This window comes from Tolypothrix campylonemoides VB511288_2, assembly GCF_045999855.1.
GTDB classification, from domain to species: domain Bacteria; phylum Cyanobacteriota; class Cyanobacteriia; order Cyanobacteriales; family Nostocaceae; genus Scytonema; species Scytonema bouteillei_A.
The window spans coordinates 67,611-83,225 of the sequence record NZ_JBFPMW010000001.1 but is presented as its reverse complement, the minus strand read 5'-3'; the positions used below and the strand labels follow the sequence as shown (position 1 = coordinate 83,225).

Annotated in this window: 15 protein-coding genes; 8 read left to right on the top strand and 7 right to left on the bottom strand. The window is 41.6% G+C overall.

Annotated elements, in window-relative coordinates; translation table 11 throughout:
- Position 1: 1 nt before the first annotated feature.
- A complete protein-coding gene (locus AB0756_RS00390) occupies positions 2-2,026 on the bottom strand; it encodes a hybrid sensor histidine kinase/response regulator (RefSeq protein WP_038079904.1) in 2,025 nt (674 codons plus the stop codon).
- 17 nt (positions 2,027-2,043) lie between these two features.
- Entirely contained in the window at positions 2,044-2,997 is a 954-nt protein-coding gene (locus tag AB0756_RS00385; RefSeq protein ID WP_063779472.1) for a LysR family transcriptional regulator, read from the bottom strand.
- A 223-nt stretch (positions 2,998-3,220) separates the two neighbouring features.
- Between AB0756_RS00385 and AB0756_RS00380 the strand changes: the two genes are divergently transcribed.
- From AB0756_RS00380 to AB0756_RS00370, 3 genes are all read left to right on the top strand, one after another.
- Positions 3,221-3,517 (top strand): hypothetical protein, encoded by a 297-nt coding sequence (locus tag AB0756_RS00380; RefSeq protein WP_038079897.1) that lies wholly within the window; start codon positions 3,221-3,223, stop codon positions 3,515-3,517.
- Between the two features lie 275 nt (positions 3,518-3,792).
- Positions 3,793-4,533, top strand: a complete 741-nt coding sequence (locus AB0756_RS00375) for a protein kinase family protein (RefSeq protein WP_050045493.1) — start codon at positions 3,793-3,795, stop codon at positions 4,531-4,533.
- 38 nt (positions 4,534-4,571) lie between these two features.
- Complete coding sequence (locus AB0756_RS00370; protein ID WP_038085580.1) at positions 4,572-5,324, top strand: slipin family protein; 753 nt, start codon at positions 4,572-4,574, stop codon at positions 5,322-5,324.
- Positions 5,325-5,384: 60 nt separating this feature from the next.
- Here AB0756_RS00370 and AB0756_RS00365 read toward each other — a convergent pair whose 3' ends face one another.
- Positions 5,385-7,412, bottom strand: coding sequence for an FAD-dependent oxidoreductase (locus AB0756_RS00365; RefSeq protein ID WP_038085583.1), 2,028 nt, complete (start codon positions 7,410-7,412; stop codon positions 5,385-5,387).
- 192 nt (positions 7,413-7,604) lie between these two features.
- Between AB0756_RS00365 and AB0756_RS00360 the strand changes: the two genes are divergently transcribed.
- Together AB0756_RS00360 and AB0756_RS00355 are read left to right on the top strand one after the other, a co-directional pair.
- Positions 7,605-7,943 (top strand): hypothetical protein, encoded by a 339-nt coding sequence (locus AB0756_RS00360; RefSeq protein WP_137986199.1) that lies wholly within the window; start codon positions 7,605-7,607, stop codon positions 7,941-7,943.
- Positions 7,944-7,987: 44 nt separating this feature from the next.
- Positions 7,988-8,875: a pentapeptide repeat-containing protein gene (locus AB0756_RS00355; RefSeq protein WP_050045492.1), complete on the top strand. Its 888-nt coding sequence runs from the start codon at positions 7,988-7,990 to the stop codon at positions 8,873-8,875.
- Here AB0756_RS00355 and AB0756_RS00350 read toward each other — a convergent pair.
- The 4 genes from AB0756_RS00350 to AB0756_RS00335 all read right to left on the bottom strand — a co-directional run bounded on the left by AB0756_RS00350 (position 8,843) and on the right by AB0756_RS00335 (position 10,430).
- Complete coding sequence (locus tag AB0756_RS00350; protein WP_038085589.1) at positions 8,843-9,364, bottom strand: hypothetical protein; 522 nt, start codon at positions 9,362-9,364, stop codon at positions 8,843-8,845. The two genes, AB0756_RS00355 and AB0756_RS00350, sit on opposite strands and share 33 nt — an antisense overlap.
- A 244-nt stretch (positions 9,365-9,608) precedes the next feature.
- Entirely contained in the window at positions 9,609-9,824 is a 216-nt protein-coding gene (locus tag AB0756_RS00345) for a hypothetical protein (RefSeq protein WP_038085592.1), read from the bottom strand.
- Between the two features lie 90 nt (positions 9,825-9,914).
- Complete coding sequence (locus AB0756_RS00340) at positions 9,915-10,124, bottom strand: hypothetical protein (RefSeq protein ID WP_038085595.1); 210 nt, start codon at positions 10,122-10,124, stop codon at positions 9,915-9,917.
- A 60-nt stretch (positions 10,125-10,184) separates the two neighbouring features.
- Positions 10,185-10,430, bottom strand: a complete 246-nt coding sequence (locus AB0756_RS00335) for a hypothetical protein (RefSeq protein WP_038085596.1) — start codon at positions 10,428-10,430, stop codon at positions 10,185-10,187.
- A gap of 408 nt (positions 10,431-10,838) precedes the next feature.
- Between AB0756_RS00335 and pflB the strand changes: the two genes are divergently transcribed.
- The 3 genes from pflB (at position 10,839) to AB0756_RS00320 (ending at position 15,447) form a co-directional block, all read left to right on the top strand.
- The gene (pflB, locus tag AB0756_RS00330; protein ID WP_038085598.1) at positions 10,839-13,067 is read left to right on the top strand and encodes a formate C-acetyltransferase; all 2,229 of its coding nucleotides are present in this window, start codon (positions 10,839-10,841) and stop codon (positions 13,065-13,067) included.
- A 299-nt stretch (positions 13,068-13,366) separates the two neighbouring features.
- On the top strand, positions 13,367-14,419 hold the full coding sequence (locus AB0756_RS00325; protein ID WP_038085600.1) for an Acg family FMN-binding oxidoreductase: 1,053 nt from the start codon (positions 13,367-13,369) through the stop codon (positions 14,417-14,419).
- A 257-nt stretch (positions 14,420-14,676) separates the two neighbouring features.
- Complete coding sequence (locus AB0756_RS00320) at positions 14,677-15,447, top strand: SDR family oxidoreductase (protein ID WP_038085602.1); 771 nt, start codon at positions 14,677-14,679, stop codon at positions 15,445-15,447.
- Positions 15,448-15,615: the final 168 nt, after the last annotated feature.

Sequence of the window (15,615 nt, the reverse complement as noted above, 5' to 3'; positions counted from 1 at the left end):
ATTAAGATAAAATTGGTTGCGTTAGGGTTAAGATCTGCTGGTATTGAAAATTGTGAGCTAAATCCTCTAATATGCTAGCTAGTGGATCATTTATTTGGCGGATTTCGGCAATAAGATTTAGTACAACATCTGTATCAAGATTGAGGGCTGCTAGATAAAACCGACCGATCAAATCTGGAGGTAAAGCAGCAAGTTGTTGTGTCAGATTTGTTAGAGCAGTTTGGTTGATGTTTGTAGCTTGTACGCGATCAAAAGACGGATTTGGCGTTTGTTCTTCATAAATAAACTGAACTCCAAGATGTTTTTGTAATGCTCCAAAAATTTCTGACTCTCGAAATGGTTTGCGGATAAAGTCATCACAACCGATAGACAGAGCAATAGCTTTTTCTTCCTCTAGCGCACTCGCTGTTAAAGCAATAATTTTAATAGCTTCACCTTTGAGAGTCGTAAGGGTCGATTTAATCTTTCGTGTTGCTTCATATCCATCCATAACCGGCATCCGCATATCCATAAATATGCAATGCGGTTGCCATTTTTCGCAAATTTCAATAGCTTCTTGACCGTTGCTGACTTCCTCAAGTTCAAAACCCTTGAGGTTAAGCAATTTTCTCAGCAGTTGACGATTTAGGGGTTTATCATCAACAATCAAAATCCGGTATTGAGGCTGATTGGTTGCTAATGATACAATAGTTCTTGATGGTTGTTTGATGTCAATGTCTTTTGCATCAACTACAGTCACTGGAATGTTAAATTTAAAAGTTGTACCCACTCCCACTTCACTACAAACGTTGATTGCACCTCCTAAAAGACGCACGAACTTGCGTGTTATGGCTAATCCCAAACCCGTACCCTCATGAGATTCTTTTCCTGTTGTTGTTTGTACAAAAGCTTCAAATAGTTTGTCTAACTCTTCAGCCGCAATCCCAGCGCCCGTGTCTTTGACTTCAAAGAGGATGCGGGATTGGGAATTGACGATCGCTGAAGAGGTCAATTCCTTTGTCTCCCCCGATTGGCAGTTTTCACTTGCGAGTCCCACTTTCACCAATACCCTACCTCGATTTGTAAATTTGATTCCATTACTTATCAAGTTAATAAGCACTTGGCGTAATTTCACCTCATCAGTCCGTATGTATCTTGGAAGACTGGAAGTATAATTATAGACTAATTCCAACCCTTTCTCACTGGCTTTGTGTTGGAACATATCTTCGAGATCGTCTAGCAAGCAGCAAAGATCGAAGTTATTTGGATTAACAGTTGTACGCCCGGATTCCAGCTTTGAGAAATCCAATACTTGATTAATCAATGACAGCAAGTGCTCCCCACTGCGGATGATGATAGTAGCATTTTCTAGATTTTCTACAGATACATCTTGACTGCGCTGTATCAACCGAGAAAAACCAAGAATCGCATTTAAAGGCGAGCGCAATTCATGGCTCATATTGGCGATAAAGAGGCTTTTCGCTTTGTTTGCCACTTCTGCGGCTTCTTTGGCTTGGACGAGCTCGGTATTTAACCGTGCGACCTTGCAAGCCGCAAGCCGCATCTCTATCTCATCCATCACGACTGCTGCTAGATCGCGCAAAATAGACTTTTCTTCTTCAGAAATAGTATGAGGTTTTTTGTCACTAACGCATAACGTGCCTAAATTATAACCATCATGGGTTGTGAGTGGCGCAGCTGCATAAAAACGCAAGCCCATTTCACCGGCAACTAGGGGATTTGTTAGGGAACGCACATCGTTGCTAGCATCTAGTATGGTATAAACATCATTTGAAAGAATTGCCGATGCACATAAACCGGGCGATCGCTCTACCTGTTCTACATCCAAACCGTAGCGAGACTTGAACCAAATGCGATCGCTATCTACCAAGCTTACAATAGCAATAGGCACTTTAAAAAGTCTAGCAGCAATTGCAGTGATGCGATCGAATGCGCCATCAGGAGGTGTATCCAAAATTTCATAACGACGCAAAACCTTTAGGCGATCGCTTTCCCCTTGAGGAATACATTGCTGGTTACCAGTCATAAATATGCTTGAATGAACTATACCATTTGCATTAAATTATATTCATTCAATGAGTTGCCTTGCTTTGTGTTCACTGCAGCGTACTTTTTCAAGGTTTCTAAAAAAGCAAAGACTGCGGGACTGTGCAAAGCATCTACTAGTGTTGCTACAGCAATGACTCGTTCAAGAGGATTGGGCAAACGAAACACTTGCACTTCTTGGGGAATGGGTTTAGCAGCTAGATACGGTAACATCCCAACCGCCAATCCTTTACACACAAGACTAACGATTGTTGAATCTTCTTGTATGGAAGAATGAGCGCTAATGTATGGTGCGTGTGCTTTAACATGAGTGTGCAGGGGTTGGGCACAGGGTAAGCAAGGGAGTAAAATGAGAGGGTATTGTGCTATATTTTCCCAAGTCATTTGGTTGCTACTAATTTTTGTTTGTGGCGGAAAAAGAACAACGTATTCATCGCGCAGAAATTCCCAAGCCTCAAATTCAGACGGAGTGGGGGAGTAAGTAAACCCGATATCAGCTTGCCCATCTCGAAGTGTTTGTTCTATCTCAACATAGCTCGGTCGCTCAACTATGCTCACTGCGATTTCTGGATAACAAGAACGAAAATCTGCCATGACTTCCGGTAATATATGGGTAGCTACACTCCGAAAGGAGGCTATTCGTACTCCACCACCATGTAAACTTTTATGTAGATTTGCTTCTTTTCGCATCATCTCCAGGTGTTCTAATGCCAAGCGGGCGTGATGAACGATTTTTTCTCCTGCTGGTGTCGCCACAGCACCATGCCGCCCTCTAAGAAATAATTGTACGCCCAGACTATCTTCAAGGGTAGCGATAGCGTGACTGACAGCTGGTTGAGAAAGGTTAAGTTCTAAAGCAGCCTCGCTAAAGTTACCGTTATCTGCTACTGCAACCACGGCTAGAAGCTGGGATAGTTTCATGACAACTCCTGGTTTTAATGTATTACTCATTGTAGTAAAAATGTCTTATTAAGAAAGGCAGAGGGCAGGAGACAGAGGAGCCACTGCGGTGGACGGGTTTCACAGGCTACAGCAAGTGGCGTGGCAGAAGAGAATATTCATCCTCATCCTTATATATAAACACTATTTATGGAAGGTATGCACTGTATGTTTTGATTACCAAAAAAAGTGTTGTTAGGCTAGCGATCGCAAAAAAGCTTTGGAGAACACTGTCATGAAAGGTCTGAGTTTGAAATCCAATTCCTCCAACGTAAGTTTTCCGAAAAACTTCCAAGACAGATCTAGCAAGCAAACCGCTTTATGGTCATGGTTGCAGGGACGCTGGCAAAGACTAATTCAAGAACTGGCGAGTGCAAACGAATTAAAAGTTTGGCAGAAATGCGATCGTCATGGTAGCACTTATTGGGAAGCCTATGACCCCATAACAGGTAAGCGTTATTACTCAGGTTCTGAGGCTGATGTGATTGCTTGGATTGAGCAACTTTATGTAGGTAAAAGGATTGGAAGCTAGAGACACTGGACTCGGGAGTTAATGCCCGATCGCCAATCGCTAGTCCCGGTGTCCTTTGTTAAATTTATGCCTTGAATTGGGAATCTTAATGGTAGGAACTGTAGGTACTAACGTTAATAAGTCCTATGATTGTGAGATCTTGTACTTACTACCAGTTAGCCAAAGTCACTTTAAAAAGCTTATAGTAAAAGCTATCTTCCCTTGTGGAAGCATTAAAGTGCTTATTCCAAACACTTCATAGTTCCTGCGAAGTATCCCTCTACCGAGGAATTCCAATGATTGATGAATCTCTATCGCAGGGGTATCCCGATCCCCTCTATAAATCCAGTGTAGATAGCTCGCAAATAGAACAACTCATTGAAAGTATCCACCAGGAATTACTTCCCAACTTGCAGATTGAGAGTGTCAATCCTCACGATCCAGTTCAAGTCAAGTATATTCCACATCCTTGGCAACGCCTTGGATCGGGAAATTACGCGGCTGTCGTTTATCATCCTGAATACCCGAACCAAGTCGTAAAAATTTATGCACCCGGACGACCGGGCTTTGAGGAGGAGGTAGAGGTTTATCAACGTTTGGGTTCCCATCCTGCTTTTTCCGAATGTTATTATGCTAAAGACGGCTTGTTAATCCTAAAACGCCTTTATGGAGTTACCCTCTATGACTGTATGCACCTAGGCTTGCAGATTCCAGTACGGGTTATACGGGATATTGACCGAGCTTTAGATTACGCCCGCAAGCGAGGTCTTTACCCTCATGATGTCCACGGGCGCAACGTAATGATGCATGAAGGTAAAGGGTTAGTCGTAGATATTTCTGACTTCCTTCAAGAAGAAACCTGTTCCAAGTGGAATGACTTGAAGAAAGCTTACTACTGGTTGTACCGTCCTATTCTTTGCCCGCTTCGGTTACGAGTTCCCTACTTTCTCTTAGATATTGTTCGCAAAAGTTACCGATTTCTCCGCCGCTTGGCTTCACTCATATTACCAATTCGCAAAAGACGGAAGTCATTTTAGTTTTTCTTCAATTCGACATTATTCACTGAACCATACATATGGAAGCGTTAACAGGTGCTTTCTTTACTTTCTTAATATTTCTCACACTATCAGGATGTAAGTTAGATAAGGAATATCAGCGTGGGGTTATCTTCCGCTTGGGTAGAATTAGTGGTGTGAGAGGTCCGGGACTGTATTGGATTATTCCTATCGTAGACCAAAAGACTCAGATAGATATCCGCACTAAAACAGTAGATATTGAACCGCAAGAAACTGTAACTGCTGACAGTGTGACGATTAAAGTTAATGCTGTTCTCTACTACCGAATTCTCAACCCCGCTAAAGCCATTAATCAAGTTGAAAACTATCAAATGGCTGTCTATCAAACTGCTCTAACCACCTTACGTAATGTTGTAGGGCAAAACATTTTAGATGATGTATTGCAAAATAGAGACAAAATCAATACTAGAGTTCAAGAGATTGTAGACGAAATCACAGAACCTTGGGGAATTGTCATTGAAAGAGTAGAAACCAAAGACGTAGAGATTCCCCTTGCAATGCAAAGAGCAATGGCGAAAGAAGCAGAAGCCATTCGAGAAAAACGCGCTCGTATAATTAAAGCATCAGCAGAACAAGAAGCTTCAATTAAGCTATCAGAAGCTTCTGAATTGATTGCAAAAAATCCAGCCGCTTTAGAATTGCGACGGTTACAAATGCTCACAGAAATAGGAGCAGAAAATAACACAACAACTCTAGTAATGATACCTTCTGATTTAATTGTTTTAGCGCAAAAACTCTCAGAAAAATTATGAATTATGAATGTACAAATTTTCAATTCATAATTCATACTTCATAATTCATAATTCATCATTCTATTTCCAGTCTTCCCAATTTTGGTTGAAAATTGAGGTATCGGGGAAAGCAGTGGGATTACCGTTTTTCTCCAACAACTGTTTTAGGATCTGGAGTTGAGGTTCTGGTTTGGGTAATTCGTCAACGAGTTGGTAAGGTGCAATACCATTTTTTAGAGCAAAAGCGGCTGTTGTTCCGGCTGCAGCACCGGCAGACCATTCAAAGGAGTGTACCCTGTAGGCGGCTGCAGCAATATGACTGGTAGCAATGCTTTTACCACCAACTAATAAGTTGTCAATTTTTTGTGGAATCATTGCTCTTAAAGCAATTTGGAAGGGATAAGCTTGTCCCGCACCACGTCTTTCTCCCGCACGTTCTGTATTACCAGGTGCTTCTGGAGGACTTTGTGTCATACAGGGATGGAAGTCAATGGCGTAATGACCGATACCTACAGCATCGGGGAAAATAGTAGAACGAGTCCGTCGGGCTACATTATCAGGTTTTTGCTGACCGGAAAGCACGGCTGCTGCTTCCAATCCCGCCAATGCAGCTTTTAAACGGCGGTATTCGTCTGCAGGTAGTGTCTTGCGGTAGTATTCGTCGTCATAGTTGCGGCGGGAAATATCTATTTCCCAAATACTAAAGCCTTGGGGTTGTCCCCAACTGGGGCGTCCAATAATGCGCCTTCCTTCTCTCATATAAGGATGTTTTGATAAGCCGTGTGCTGTCCCCATTGGAGAATCTAACCCGGATAGATAGCGGTTATTGGGCTGCACCTGCTTGACTCCATCACCTAATTGGGAATCTGTTGTTCCAGCTACCAGCCAATAATAATAGCCTTGGGCAATTTCTTCACCTTTACGTAACGCCTCTGTCCGCAGTCCACCCATCCAACCACCTGGTTTCAACTGTCCGGAGGCTTGTAACTGCTGGCGAGTATAAATGAGGTTGTCTGCAGAAGTTCCCGGACGGTAATCGTTACCCCAAGTCCAGTTTTGCATGGAAATGTCTTCTGGGGCGGGTCCAGAAAATTTGACTCCTCCAAATTCCATCGGTTCCCCGTCTCTGGGGCTCCAAATACGACGGTAAGTAAATACTAATGGAAAGCTTGCCAGTCTTTTTAGTTCATAACTGTAGTAAGGTGCGTACTGTTGGTAGAATGGGGGCATTGTTTGATTTTGCGGTTGCTCGGTAGCCTCCATTGCAAAGGTATAGGTGAAGCCTTGGGTGCAGTAGGGGTCATTGGTGGCGCTAGAAGAAGAAGGTTCCAAGTAAGAACGAGCATCAATACCCAATCGGTAAGGAACATCAGCAAGGGCAATAATTTCCCCTGTTTCTGAAGTGTCTACGACATACCAGTTTGGTGCATTCGTGTTTCCTTTGGCTTTGGTTGGCTTGGGAACAAGGCGAATGATGCTTTTTGTAAACCGAGAAGAGTTTTCGTAGGTATAGGCGTCTTCAATAGTTTGAGATAGGGGGAATGTGTTTAGGGGCTGTGCTCCTTTGGCTGGTTGATGTTGGATAGCGATCGCGGCGTTAATCAGTTTACCATCGCTGCTATATTCCAAATCTTTAACAACCGTGTTGGGCAACCATTGCAGTTTTCCTCGACCCCTCTTTTCAGCATCCTTGAGCATAGCACTCAAAATTTCATGACCGTCACGAGGTAAATAGCAAGAATCGCTTACCCAGCAATCTCCGGGATTGAGGTCTCCTTTATAATGACGCTCAATGCGCTGGCGTAATTCCAAGTAACCACGGGAGTAATATTGTTTTGCTCGCTGGGTTGGGCGTTCGTCCAAAGCCGAAGTTCCTTGAGAAGAAATTTGTCCTCCAAGCCAATCAGTTAGTTCTGTCAGACATACTGTTCTACCTGCAAGTAACCCTTCATACGCGGTAGCAGTACCAGAAAGCCCACCACCCACAACTAGGATGTCACAATTGACTGTTTTATCTGGGTTTCTTGGTGGTGCGGCGATCGCTGAATGTGGTGCGATAAAAGATGAGATGAGAGTCAGAGAAATAAGCGATGCGTGTTGGCGCTTCATGTTCAGTAAAATTCCGTTCAACTCCATTAACAACTTTGAAAGCATTTTTTTAAGCAGCTTGGCAACTCTTTGTACACAACTAGACAAACAAAACCTGCTTGGGGCTGCAAAAAAATCCCGAGCAACTTTTACAAATACTGTTGGCGAATGGTGAGTCTAACACCTCACCTCGTTCCCAGGCGGAGCCTGGGAATGCCTTCATGGAGGCTCCGCCTCCTGTGTCGATCTGCTAAGCGAGGCAGCAAGCAGTCCACCCGTCTGCATTCCCAGCCAGAGGTTGGAAACGAGCGAGGAAAAATCGAACCAGTAGTTGAGACAGTATTGCCAATGTTAGGTACTATATCAGTAGTCGAAGACGCTATAACGCCAAAAATGTTCTTGGTTTCTCTTGTAGCGATTGAAATCGCGACTATACAAACGCTCGTCCTTCTTGTGCAGGCTGACGTGACAAAGGGTGAGAAGCAGTATAGAACTGACAACGAGCCAATTTATGATGACAATTCACAAATGAGTGATTTATCCTGGAATTGATTCGCCTATTGTTAGTCAATAAGAATACAAACCAGTATAAAGGTATGAACTTCCTTATCCTCAAAATTCTTATTTTGCTAGTTTTCATCTTTATAACTTGTTTTGGATGGCAATCTCCTGTATTTGCCTATAAAGAAGAAGATTTGACTAAGCTTGTAGATACCAAGCAATGCGTTCAATGCGACCTTTCTAATTTAAAAAAGTTAAGTTACAAAAAAATTGACTTAAATAAGGCGAATCTTCAAAAAGCCAATGGGATAATGACGGATTTTAGTGGTCTTTCCCTTAATGAAGTTAATTTAAGTAATGCTAACCTGATTGATGCAAATCTTTCACAAATTACTGCTGTTCGTATCAATCTTAAAGAAGCTCAATTAAACAGAGCAAATTTAAGTAAGGCTAACCTCAATGAAGGAAATCTTAATAATGCTACTTTATCTGATGCCAATCTTCAAGAAGCTGACTTCGATCGGGCTAACTTAAATAATGCCGATTTATCTCGTGCTAATTTAGGTAATTCTGACCTCTATCGGGCTAATCTAAAAAATGCAAATTTGAATGGAGCGAGTTTTAAACGAGCATATTTAAGAGGAGCTAATATGCGATATGCAAATTTGGTAAAAGCTGATTTGAGTCATGCTAATCTTAATAGTGAAAATGAAAAAGAAAAAACAGATTTACGAAATGCTAATCTTAAAGGAGCTAATTTAATAGAAGCTAATTTAGCAGGTGTAGATTTGCGGAAATCTACTCTGGTAAATGCTAATTTGACTAATGCAAATTTAAAATTCACTCAGTTGAATGGCTCCGATCTAGATAGAGCTAATTTGAGTCTTAAGAAAGACGCAATTGTAAAAATTAACAATCAATATGTTAACACAATACAGAAAATTTTTGCTCTACTCCCAGCTATAATTAGCAAGTTTTCCTAGAAATAAAATGGCTCCCATAGAGTTAAGAGCAAAGGTCATACTATCATTGAGTGATTCGCTGAAACGGAACCTACACTTTTTTTGAGGTAGTAGTGTTTGATTTGGGATAGTGGTACAGTCTTGAGAATATGACAAAGTTTTTGCAGATTTATCCTTCAGTATCAAACTTTTTTCCTCCATGCTGGTGGTGTTATTTTCCTCAAGCTTAACTTGGGAGATTGTAGAAAAAAGTTTGTTTTCTTCTTGAAGCTGTTCTACAATCTGACTGAGGAATGTTTGAGAGTCTTCAATTTTAGCTAAATTCATCCCGCTAACTACAACCTGGTACTCAGATTTTTCATTCAAATTAAGATTTTCTTCTATTTCCTGGGCTTGGCTTGGAGGAATTCCCATAACTTCTAACTCAATCTCAATAGGCAATTTTAACATCATAGAGATATTAATTTTGCTTTTATTTGAAGGGCTGATTGGAGCAGGTGATGTAGACATGGTATCCCTCAACTATAGAGTTATGATTTTTATAATTTAGAGAAGAAAGAAGGCAGTATCAAAACAAGCTACCTCCTTTCAAATGCGATCGCGCAGGTTATACCATTTCTCTAAAATCAGGCGACAGATTGAAAAAGGTTGTTAGCATTTTTCTCAATTGGGATACTCCCTACAAAAAAGCTTGAGTTGGGATGAACCCGCTACAATCGACAAAGTGCAGCCTTAATTTAGAGAAGTAGTACAATTAATGTTTGTCATAGCCGTTTTGATAACAAACTGGGGGTAGTGCTTTCACTTCTGGACTCAGATTAATATCTGGTTCGAGATAAACAGCAACTTTCTCACGCACCGCATTAGGTGATTTAATTTCCACTGTTGGTTCGATGTGAATGGGAATATTTAATTTGATAGGTACGGTAAACTCGCAAGCTTTATAACAATCAGCTTTGTACTCAGACATTGGTTTAACTCCTTTGGTTAGATAGAGATTGGTGTGAATGAGAGATAATCGTTATGTGGGTTGTGCAGTTTGTTCGGCTAACAACTTAGGTTAGTTACAGCCATTTTCATAGCAAACAGGAGGCAGTGCCTTGACTTCCGGGCTAAGTTTGATATCTGGTTCGAGATAAACAGCAACTTTTTCACGCACCGCATTAGGTGATTTAATTTCCACTGTTGGTTCGATGTGAATGGGAATATTCAATTTGATAGGTACGGTAAATTCGCAAGCTTTATAACAATCAGCATTGTATTCAGACATGAGTTTAATTCCTTTGGTTCGTTCAAGAATGGTATGAGTGAGAGATGATAGTTATGTTAGTTATGCAGTTTGTTCGGCAGGCAACTGGTATTTCTCATAGCCATTCTGGGGATGACATACGGGTTGTACTGCTTTAACTTCTGGCTTGAGATAAATATCTGGCTCAACATGGATATTCAGTTTTTCTCGTACATCATTAGGTGTTTTGATTGCCACTGTTGGTTCGATATGTATGGGAATATTCAACTTGATAGGTACAGTAAATTCGCAACAGTTGTGATATGATTCAACGTTGTAAGCAGACATGGTTTTATCCCGATTAAATGAATGATTTTGATTGAGAGATAAGTAATGCTTGGATAGCTTACTTTCAAGTAATTTTTAGGAAAAGTCAAATCAAATTACGCTTTTATAATTGAATCAATTTGATTTTCTTCCCTTACACCTTTTAATAAATACAAGCAAAATTGACTTATGCACTTTTTGAAGCTTTAGCGAGTACAGCCCAAGTCAAAACCGAATGAAGCGATTTTGCATCCCGTGAGACAAGCTGTGAGGTATGTCGGACTGATACAGTAAGTTGTGCTTGGTGTTTGGGGTCGATCTTCACAAGTTCCTCAAAATATCTTTTTATAACTGAACTTGGAAAAGTTAAGGAGAGTGGAGTGTAAAGTGAGGAGCACCATCTCTCCTATCCCTCGGGAGGCATAAGATATGTTTGAGCAGTGGCAAGGTTTCGCACCGGGCTTATGGATGAAGGAAATCAATGTCCGTGACTTCATCCAAAAAAACTACACTCCTTATAATGGTGATGGTTCCTTTCTGACACAAGCAACCGAACAAACTCAGAAGCTTTGGAACCAAGTCGTACAATTCATGAAGGAAGAACGGGAGAAAGGAATTCTGGATGCAGATACCGAAGTGGTTTCTACTATTAATTCCCACGCTCCCGGCTATATCGATCGCGAATTAGAACAAATTGTTGGTTTGCAAACCGAGAAACCTCTCAAGAGAGCTATTATGCCTTTTGGTGGGATTCGACTGGTGAAAAACTCTCTGGAAGCTTACGGTTACAAGCTCGCTCCAAAAACTGAGGAAATTTTTACTAAGTATCGCAAAACTCATAATGATGGAGTTTTTAGTGCCTATACTCGCGAAATGCGATTGGCGCGACACTCTGGAATTATTACTGGTTTACCCGATGCATACGGTCGTGGCAGAATTATTGGTGATTATCGTCGTGTTGCTCTCTACGGAGTTGACCGTTTGATTGATGATAAGAAGCAACAACTCGAATCCCTGGAGGTTGATGCGATAGACGAGCCAGTCATCCAATTGCGGGAAGAGATTTCCGAACAAATTAGCGCCTTGTTTGAACTCAAAGAAATGGCTGTGAGTTACGGCTTCGATATTAGCCGTCCTGCTAGTGATGCTAAGGAAGCCGTGCAGTGGCTTTACCTGGGTTACTTGGCTGCAGTTAAAGAACAGAATGGTGCTGCTATGTCTTTGGGGCGAGTTTCTACCTTCTTAGATATTTACTTTGAGCGCGATTTAAAGAAGGGGATTTTCACAGAAACCCAATTGCAAGAATTTATTGACCATTTTGTCATGAAATTGCGAATGGTTCGTTTTTTACGGACACCAGATTATAACGAACTTTTTTCCGGAGATCCAACTTGGGTGACAGAATGCGTTGGTGGTATGGGTGAAGATGGCAGATCTTTGGTCACTAAAAATAGTTTCCGCATCCTGAATACTCTCTATAATTTGGGACCAGCACCTGAACCTAATTTGACCGTTCTTTGGTCGGAACGTTTGCCTCAAGAGTTTAAATGTTTTTGTGCAAAAGTTTCTAAAGATACAAGCTCTATTCAGTATGAAAATGATGATTTGATGCGTCCTTACTGGGGCGATGATTATGCGATCGCTTGCTGTGTTTCTGCAATGCGAATTGGCAAGCAGATGCAGTTCTTTGGCGCACGCGTGAATCTCGCCAAGTGTTTGCTGTATGCAATTAATGGTGGAAAAGATGAAAAATCTGGCGAACAAATTGGACCTGCTTATGCGCCTGTGACTTCTGAATATTTGGATTACGAAGAAACGCTCAGCAAGTTTGAACGGATGATGAGTTGGTTGGCTAAGACTTATGTTAATACTTTGAATGTCATCCATTACATGCACGATAAATATTCTTACGAGCGATTGGAAATGGCACTGCATGACCGGGATATCCTTCGTACCATGGCGTGTGGGATTGCAGGATTATCTGTGGTTGCCGATTCACTTTCTGCTATGAAATACGCTAAAGTAAAAATATTGAGAAATGAAGCTAATTTAGCAGTAAATTATCAAATAGAGGGAGATTTCCCTAAATATGGGAACAATGATGACCGTGTAGATACTATTGCGGCTCACTTGGTTACCAAGTTTATGAATGAAGTCCGCAAGAACAAGACCTACCGGAATGCTGTTCCCACCCAGTCTGTGCTGACTATTACCTCTAATGTGGTTTATGGCAAGAAGACAGGCAATACCCCAGACGGAAGAAAAGCCGGAGAACCTTTTGCTCCAGGAGCTAACCCCATGCACGGACGCGATACCAAGGGTGCGATCGCATCTTTGGCATCCGTTGCCAAACTCCCTTACCAACACAGTCAAGATGGAATTTCCAACACCTTCTCGATTGTACCGTCTGCGTTGGGCAAAACAGAAGATATCCAGATCCATAACTTAGTGGGAATGCTAGATGGTTACTTCCATGATGGCGGTCACCACATCAACGTTAACGTTTTGAATCGAGATATGCTGTTGGATGCTATGGAGCACCCCGAACTCTATCCACAATTAACAATTCGCGTGTCCGGGTATGCTGTCAATTTTATCAAACTGACGCGAGAACAGCAGCTTGATGTAATTAAACGTACATTCCACGAACGGATGTAATCGTTGTAGTAACTTGGATTACCTTTGAGAAATTCATAAATCCTACTCAGTTTGTCATTGTGCTTTAACGCTTAGCACAACGACAAACCGAGGGACTTCCAAATAAAAAATCTCCCAAAATTTCCTTCCTGTGATGCCCAAAGCAGCTCTATGGAGATCGTTGCGTAGGCTTCAAAACCCCTATCGTAACAAAGAAAAAATCATACTATATATAGTTTTTAGCGTGTATTATATACTTAACAATAATGAGTATTTGTTAAAATGCTTTAAAATTTATAAATATTTATTAAGCAAAAATCATGTCAGAGATAATATCGTCTGAACCTTTAAGCCCTTGGAACGTTTCAGAGATTAACTTTCCCAAACGCGGTAGTCCCTCCGAGCAGCTGGATTTTCTGATCAACTATGCCGTTCTAGCTCCATCACAATACAACGCTCAACCTTGGTTGTTTAAGATTGCCCATGAAACCATTGAGTTATATGCTGACAGAACCCGTGCTTTGCCCGTGATTGACCCCCAAGATCGGGAATTAATTATGAGTTGTGGTGCAGCGTTGTATAACTTAAGGTTAGCCATCAGACACTTTGGTTACATTGATGTCGTCAAAACATTTCCCAATCCAGACGATCCAGATCTATTAGCTCATGTCTGGTTGGGAAGTCAAAGAAAGCAAACAGAAGAAGAATTTTTGCTATTTGCCACCATTAAGCAACGGCATACAAACCGATTGGCTTTTCAAAATAAACCCATCCCGGAGACTCTCCTCGCTATTATGGAGAAGTCAGTACTTGAAGAAGGTGCATGGCTTCATTTTATTCAAGAGCCAGACCTTCGTAATGGGGTAGCAGATCTCGTTACAGAAGGCGATCGCATTCAGCTAGCAAATCCGCATTTTCGTCGGGAGCTTGCAGCATGGCTGCATTCAAGCCGCAATGCTACTCATGATGGTATGCCCGCTTACGCTCAAAGCATTGGGGAACTGCTAGATTTTACTACTCCTATGATAGCCCATAGCAACCGTACCTTTGATACTGGTAGGGGACAAGCCGCCAAAGAACGTGAATTAGCTCTGGGGTCGCCAGTATTTGCGGTATTGGGTACAGAAGAAGAAACCATTGTCAGCTGGCTGAATGCGGGACAGGCATTACAAAGACTGTTACTGCTCGGACAAGCAGTCGGTGTTTCCGCATCCTTCTTAAACCAGCCCATACAAGTTCCCGAACTGCGTCCGCAACTGAGAAGTCTTCTGAATACTTCAGGTTATCCCCAAATATTGCTGCGTTTTGGTTATGGGACTGAAGTCAAACCAACGCCCCGAAGGATAGTCAGTGAAGTGCTTCGCCATGAATAGTTTAAACACCTTGAACAACCCCATCTCTAAAATCGGGTTTTTCCATCAGTTAAATGTTAAGTTATATTTTGCTAACAGTATCAGATCCTTGTACGAGCGTGTGTTTTTGCCCTAAGAAGCTTTGTTATGTTTGCCTTTTAAGTATGCTTTAAACTTAAAGATACGTATTTAAAAAATAAATTACGGTTGAGAATTTAATAAAATTACGGATTAACAGACAGCACAATTGCACAATCTGTTTATATAGGAAGAATACCATGAGCGAGCGTTGGGCACTGGCTGGAAAGAAAGCGCTGATTACGGGAGCAACAAAAGGAATTGGGCGAGCGATCGCTGAAGAGTTTTTGGCTTTGGGTGCTGAGGTGATGATTGTCGCCCGTAATAGAGCAACGATGGTACAGGTATTAGAATCTTGGCAAGCACAAGATTGGAAAGCACATGGCGTTGCAGCAGATGTAGCAACCACAGAAGGTCGCCAAACCATTCTCAGTGAGATTAAATCCGCATTTAGGGATGAACTCGATATTTTAGTCAATAACGTTGGTACCAATATTCGCAAGAAAGCAGTGGATTATTCGTTACAAGAGTATGCATCGATCTTTCAGACCAATCTCGATTCGGTTTTTGAACTTTGTCAACTCACTTATCCGTTACTAAAAGCCAGCAAGGAGGGTAGCATTGTCAATGTTGGCTCAGTCGCCGGATTAACTGCCGTTCGCACAGGTGCTCCCTACGGTATGACAAAAGCCGCGCTAGTACAACTAACTCGTTCATTAGCGGTAGAATGGGCAGGCGATCGAATTCGTGTTAACACCGTTGCGCCTTGGTTTATCCAAACTCCGCTAACAGAGCCATTACTAAATAACTCAACCTTTTTGGAATCTGTGCTGGCAAAAACCCCGATGGGTCGTATTGGCAAACCGGAAGATATTGCTGGATTGGTCGCATTTTTGTGTATGCCCGGAGCAGCATACATCACGGGACAATGTATTGCTGTTGATGGTGGTTTTACTTCCTTCGGGTTTTAGATTTCCGACAGGATTTTTATTGGACTTTGAACAAAAAAGTCCAATTTCTTATTCTGTGTAAATCATCGAGAAGTTGTGTTTACAAATTAGTAAATTTTAAGTGGCAGTTTTCAACCCTTCACAAGTTCTTCAAACTTTTAACCTATAAATTGAAATGAGAGGTCAAAT

What these genes read in the sequence shown, in the direction of transcription:
- AB0756_RS00375 (WP_050045493.1), top strand. Translation starts at nt 3,793, where the DNA reads ATGATTGATGAATCTCTATCGCAGGGGTATCCCGATCCCCTCTATAAA.
- AB0756_RS00370 (WP_038085580.1), top strand. Translation starts at nt 4,572, where the DNA reads ATGGAAGCGTTAACAGGTGCTTTCTTTACTTTCTTAATATTTCTCACA.
- AB0756_RS00340 (WP_038085595.1), bottom strand. Translation starts at nt 10,124, where the DNA reads ATGTCTGAATACAATGCTGATTGTTATAAAGCTTGCGAATTTACCGTA.
- AB0756_RS00320 (WP_038085602.1), top strand. Translation starts at nt 14,677, where the DNA reads ATGAGCGAGCGTTGGGCACTGGCTGGAAAGAAAGCGCTGATTACGGGA.
- AB0756_RS00345 (WP_038085592.1), bottom strand. Translation starts at nt 9,824, where the DNA reads ATGTCTGAGTACAAAGCTGATTGTTATAAAGCTTGCGAGTTTACCGTA.
- AB0756_RS00360 (WP_137986199.1), top strand. Translation starts at nt 7,605, where the DNA reads ATGCCTTCATGGAGGCTCCGCCTCCTGTGTCGATCTGCTAAGCGAGGC.
- AB0756_RS00355 (WP_050045492.1), top strand. Translation starts at nt 7,988, where the DNA reads ATGAACTTCCTTATCCTCAAAATTCTTATTTTGCTAGTTTTCATCTTT.
- AB0756_RS00365 (WP_038085583.1), bottom strand. Translation starts at nt 7,412, where the DNA reads ATGAAGCGCCAACACGCATCGCTTATTTCTCTGACTCTCATCTCATCT.
- AB0756_RS00380 (WP_038079897.1), top strand. Translation starts at nt 3,221, where the DNA reads ATGAAAGGTCTGAGTTTGAAATCCAATTCCTCCAACGTAAGTTTTCCG.
- AB0756_RS00325 (WP_038085600.1), top strand. Translation starts at nt 13,367, where the DNA reads ATGTCAGAGATAATATCGTCTGAACCTTTAAGCCCTTGGAACGTTTCA.
- AB0756_RS00335 (WP_038085596.1), bottom strand. Translation starts at nt 10,430, where the DNA reads ATGTCTGCTTACAACGTTGAATCATATCACAACTGTTGCGAATTTACT.
- AB0756_RS00350 (WP_038085589.1), bottom strand. Translation starts at nt 9,364, where the DNA reads ATGTCTACATCACCTGCTCCAATCAGCCCTTCAAATAAAAGCAAAATT.
- AB0756_RS00385 (WP_063779472.1), bottom strand. Translation starts at nt 2,997, where the DNA reads ATGAGTAATACATTAAAACCAGGAGTTGTCATGAAACTATCCCAGCTT.
- pflB (WP_038085598.1), top strand. Translation starts at nt 10,839, where the DNA reads ATGTTTGAGCAGTGGCAAGGTTTCGCACCGGGCTTATGGATGAAGGAA.
- AB0756_RS00390 (WP_038079904.1), bottom strand. Translation starts at nt 2,026, where the DNA reads ATGACTGGTAACCAGCAATGTATTCCTCAAGGGGAAAGCGATCGCCTA.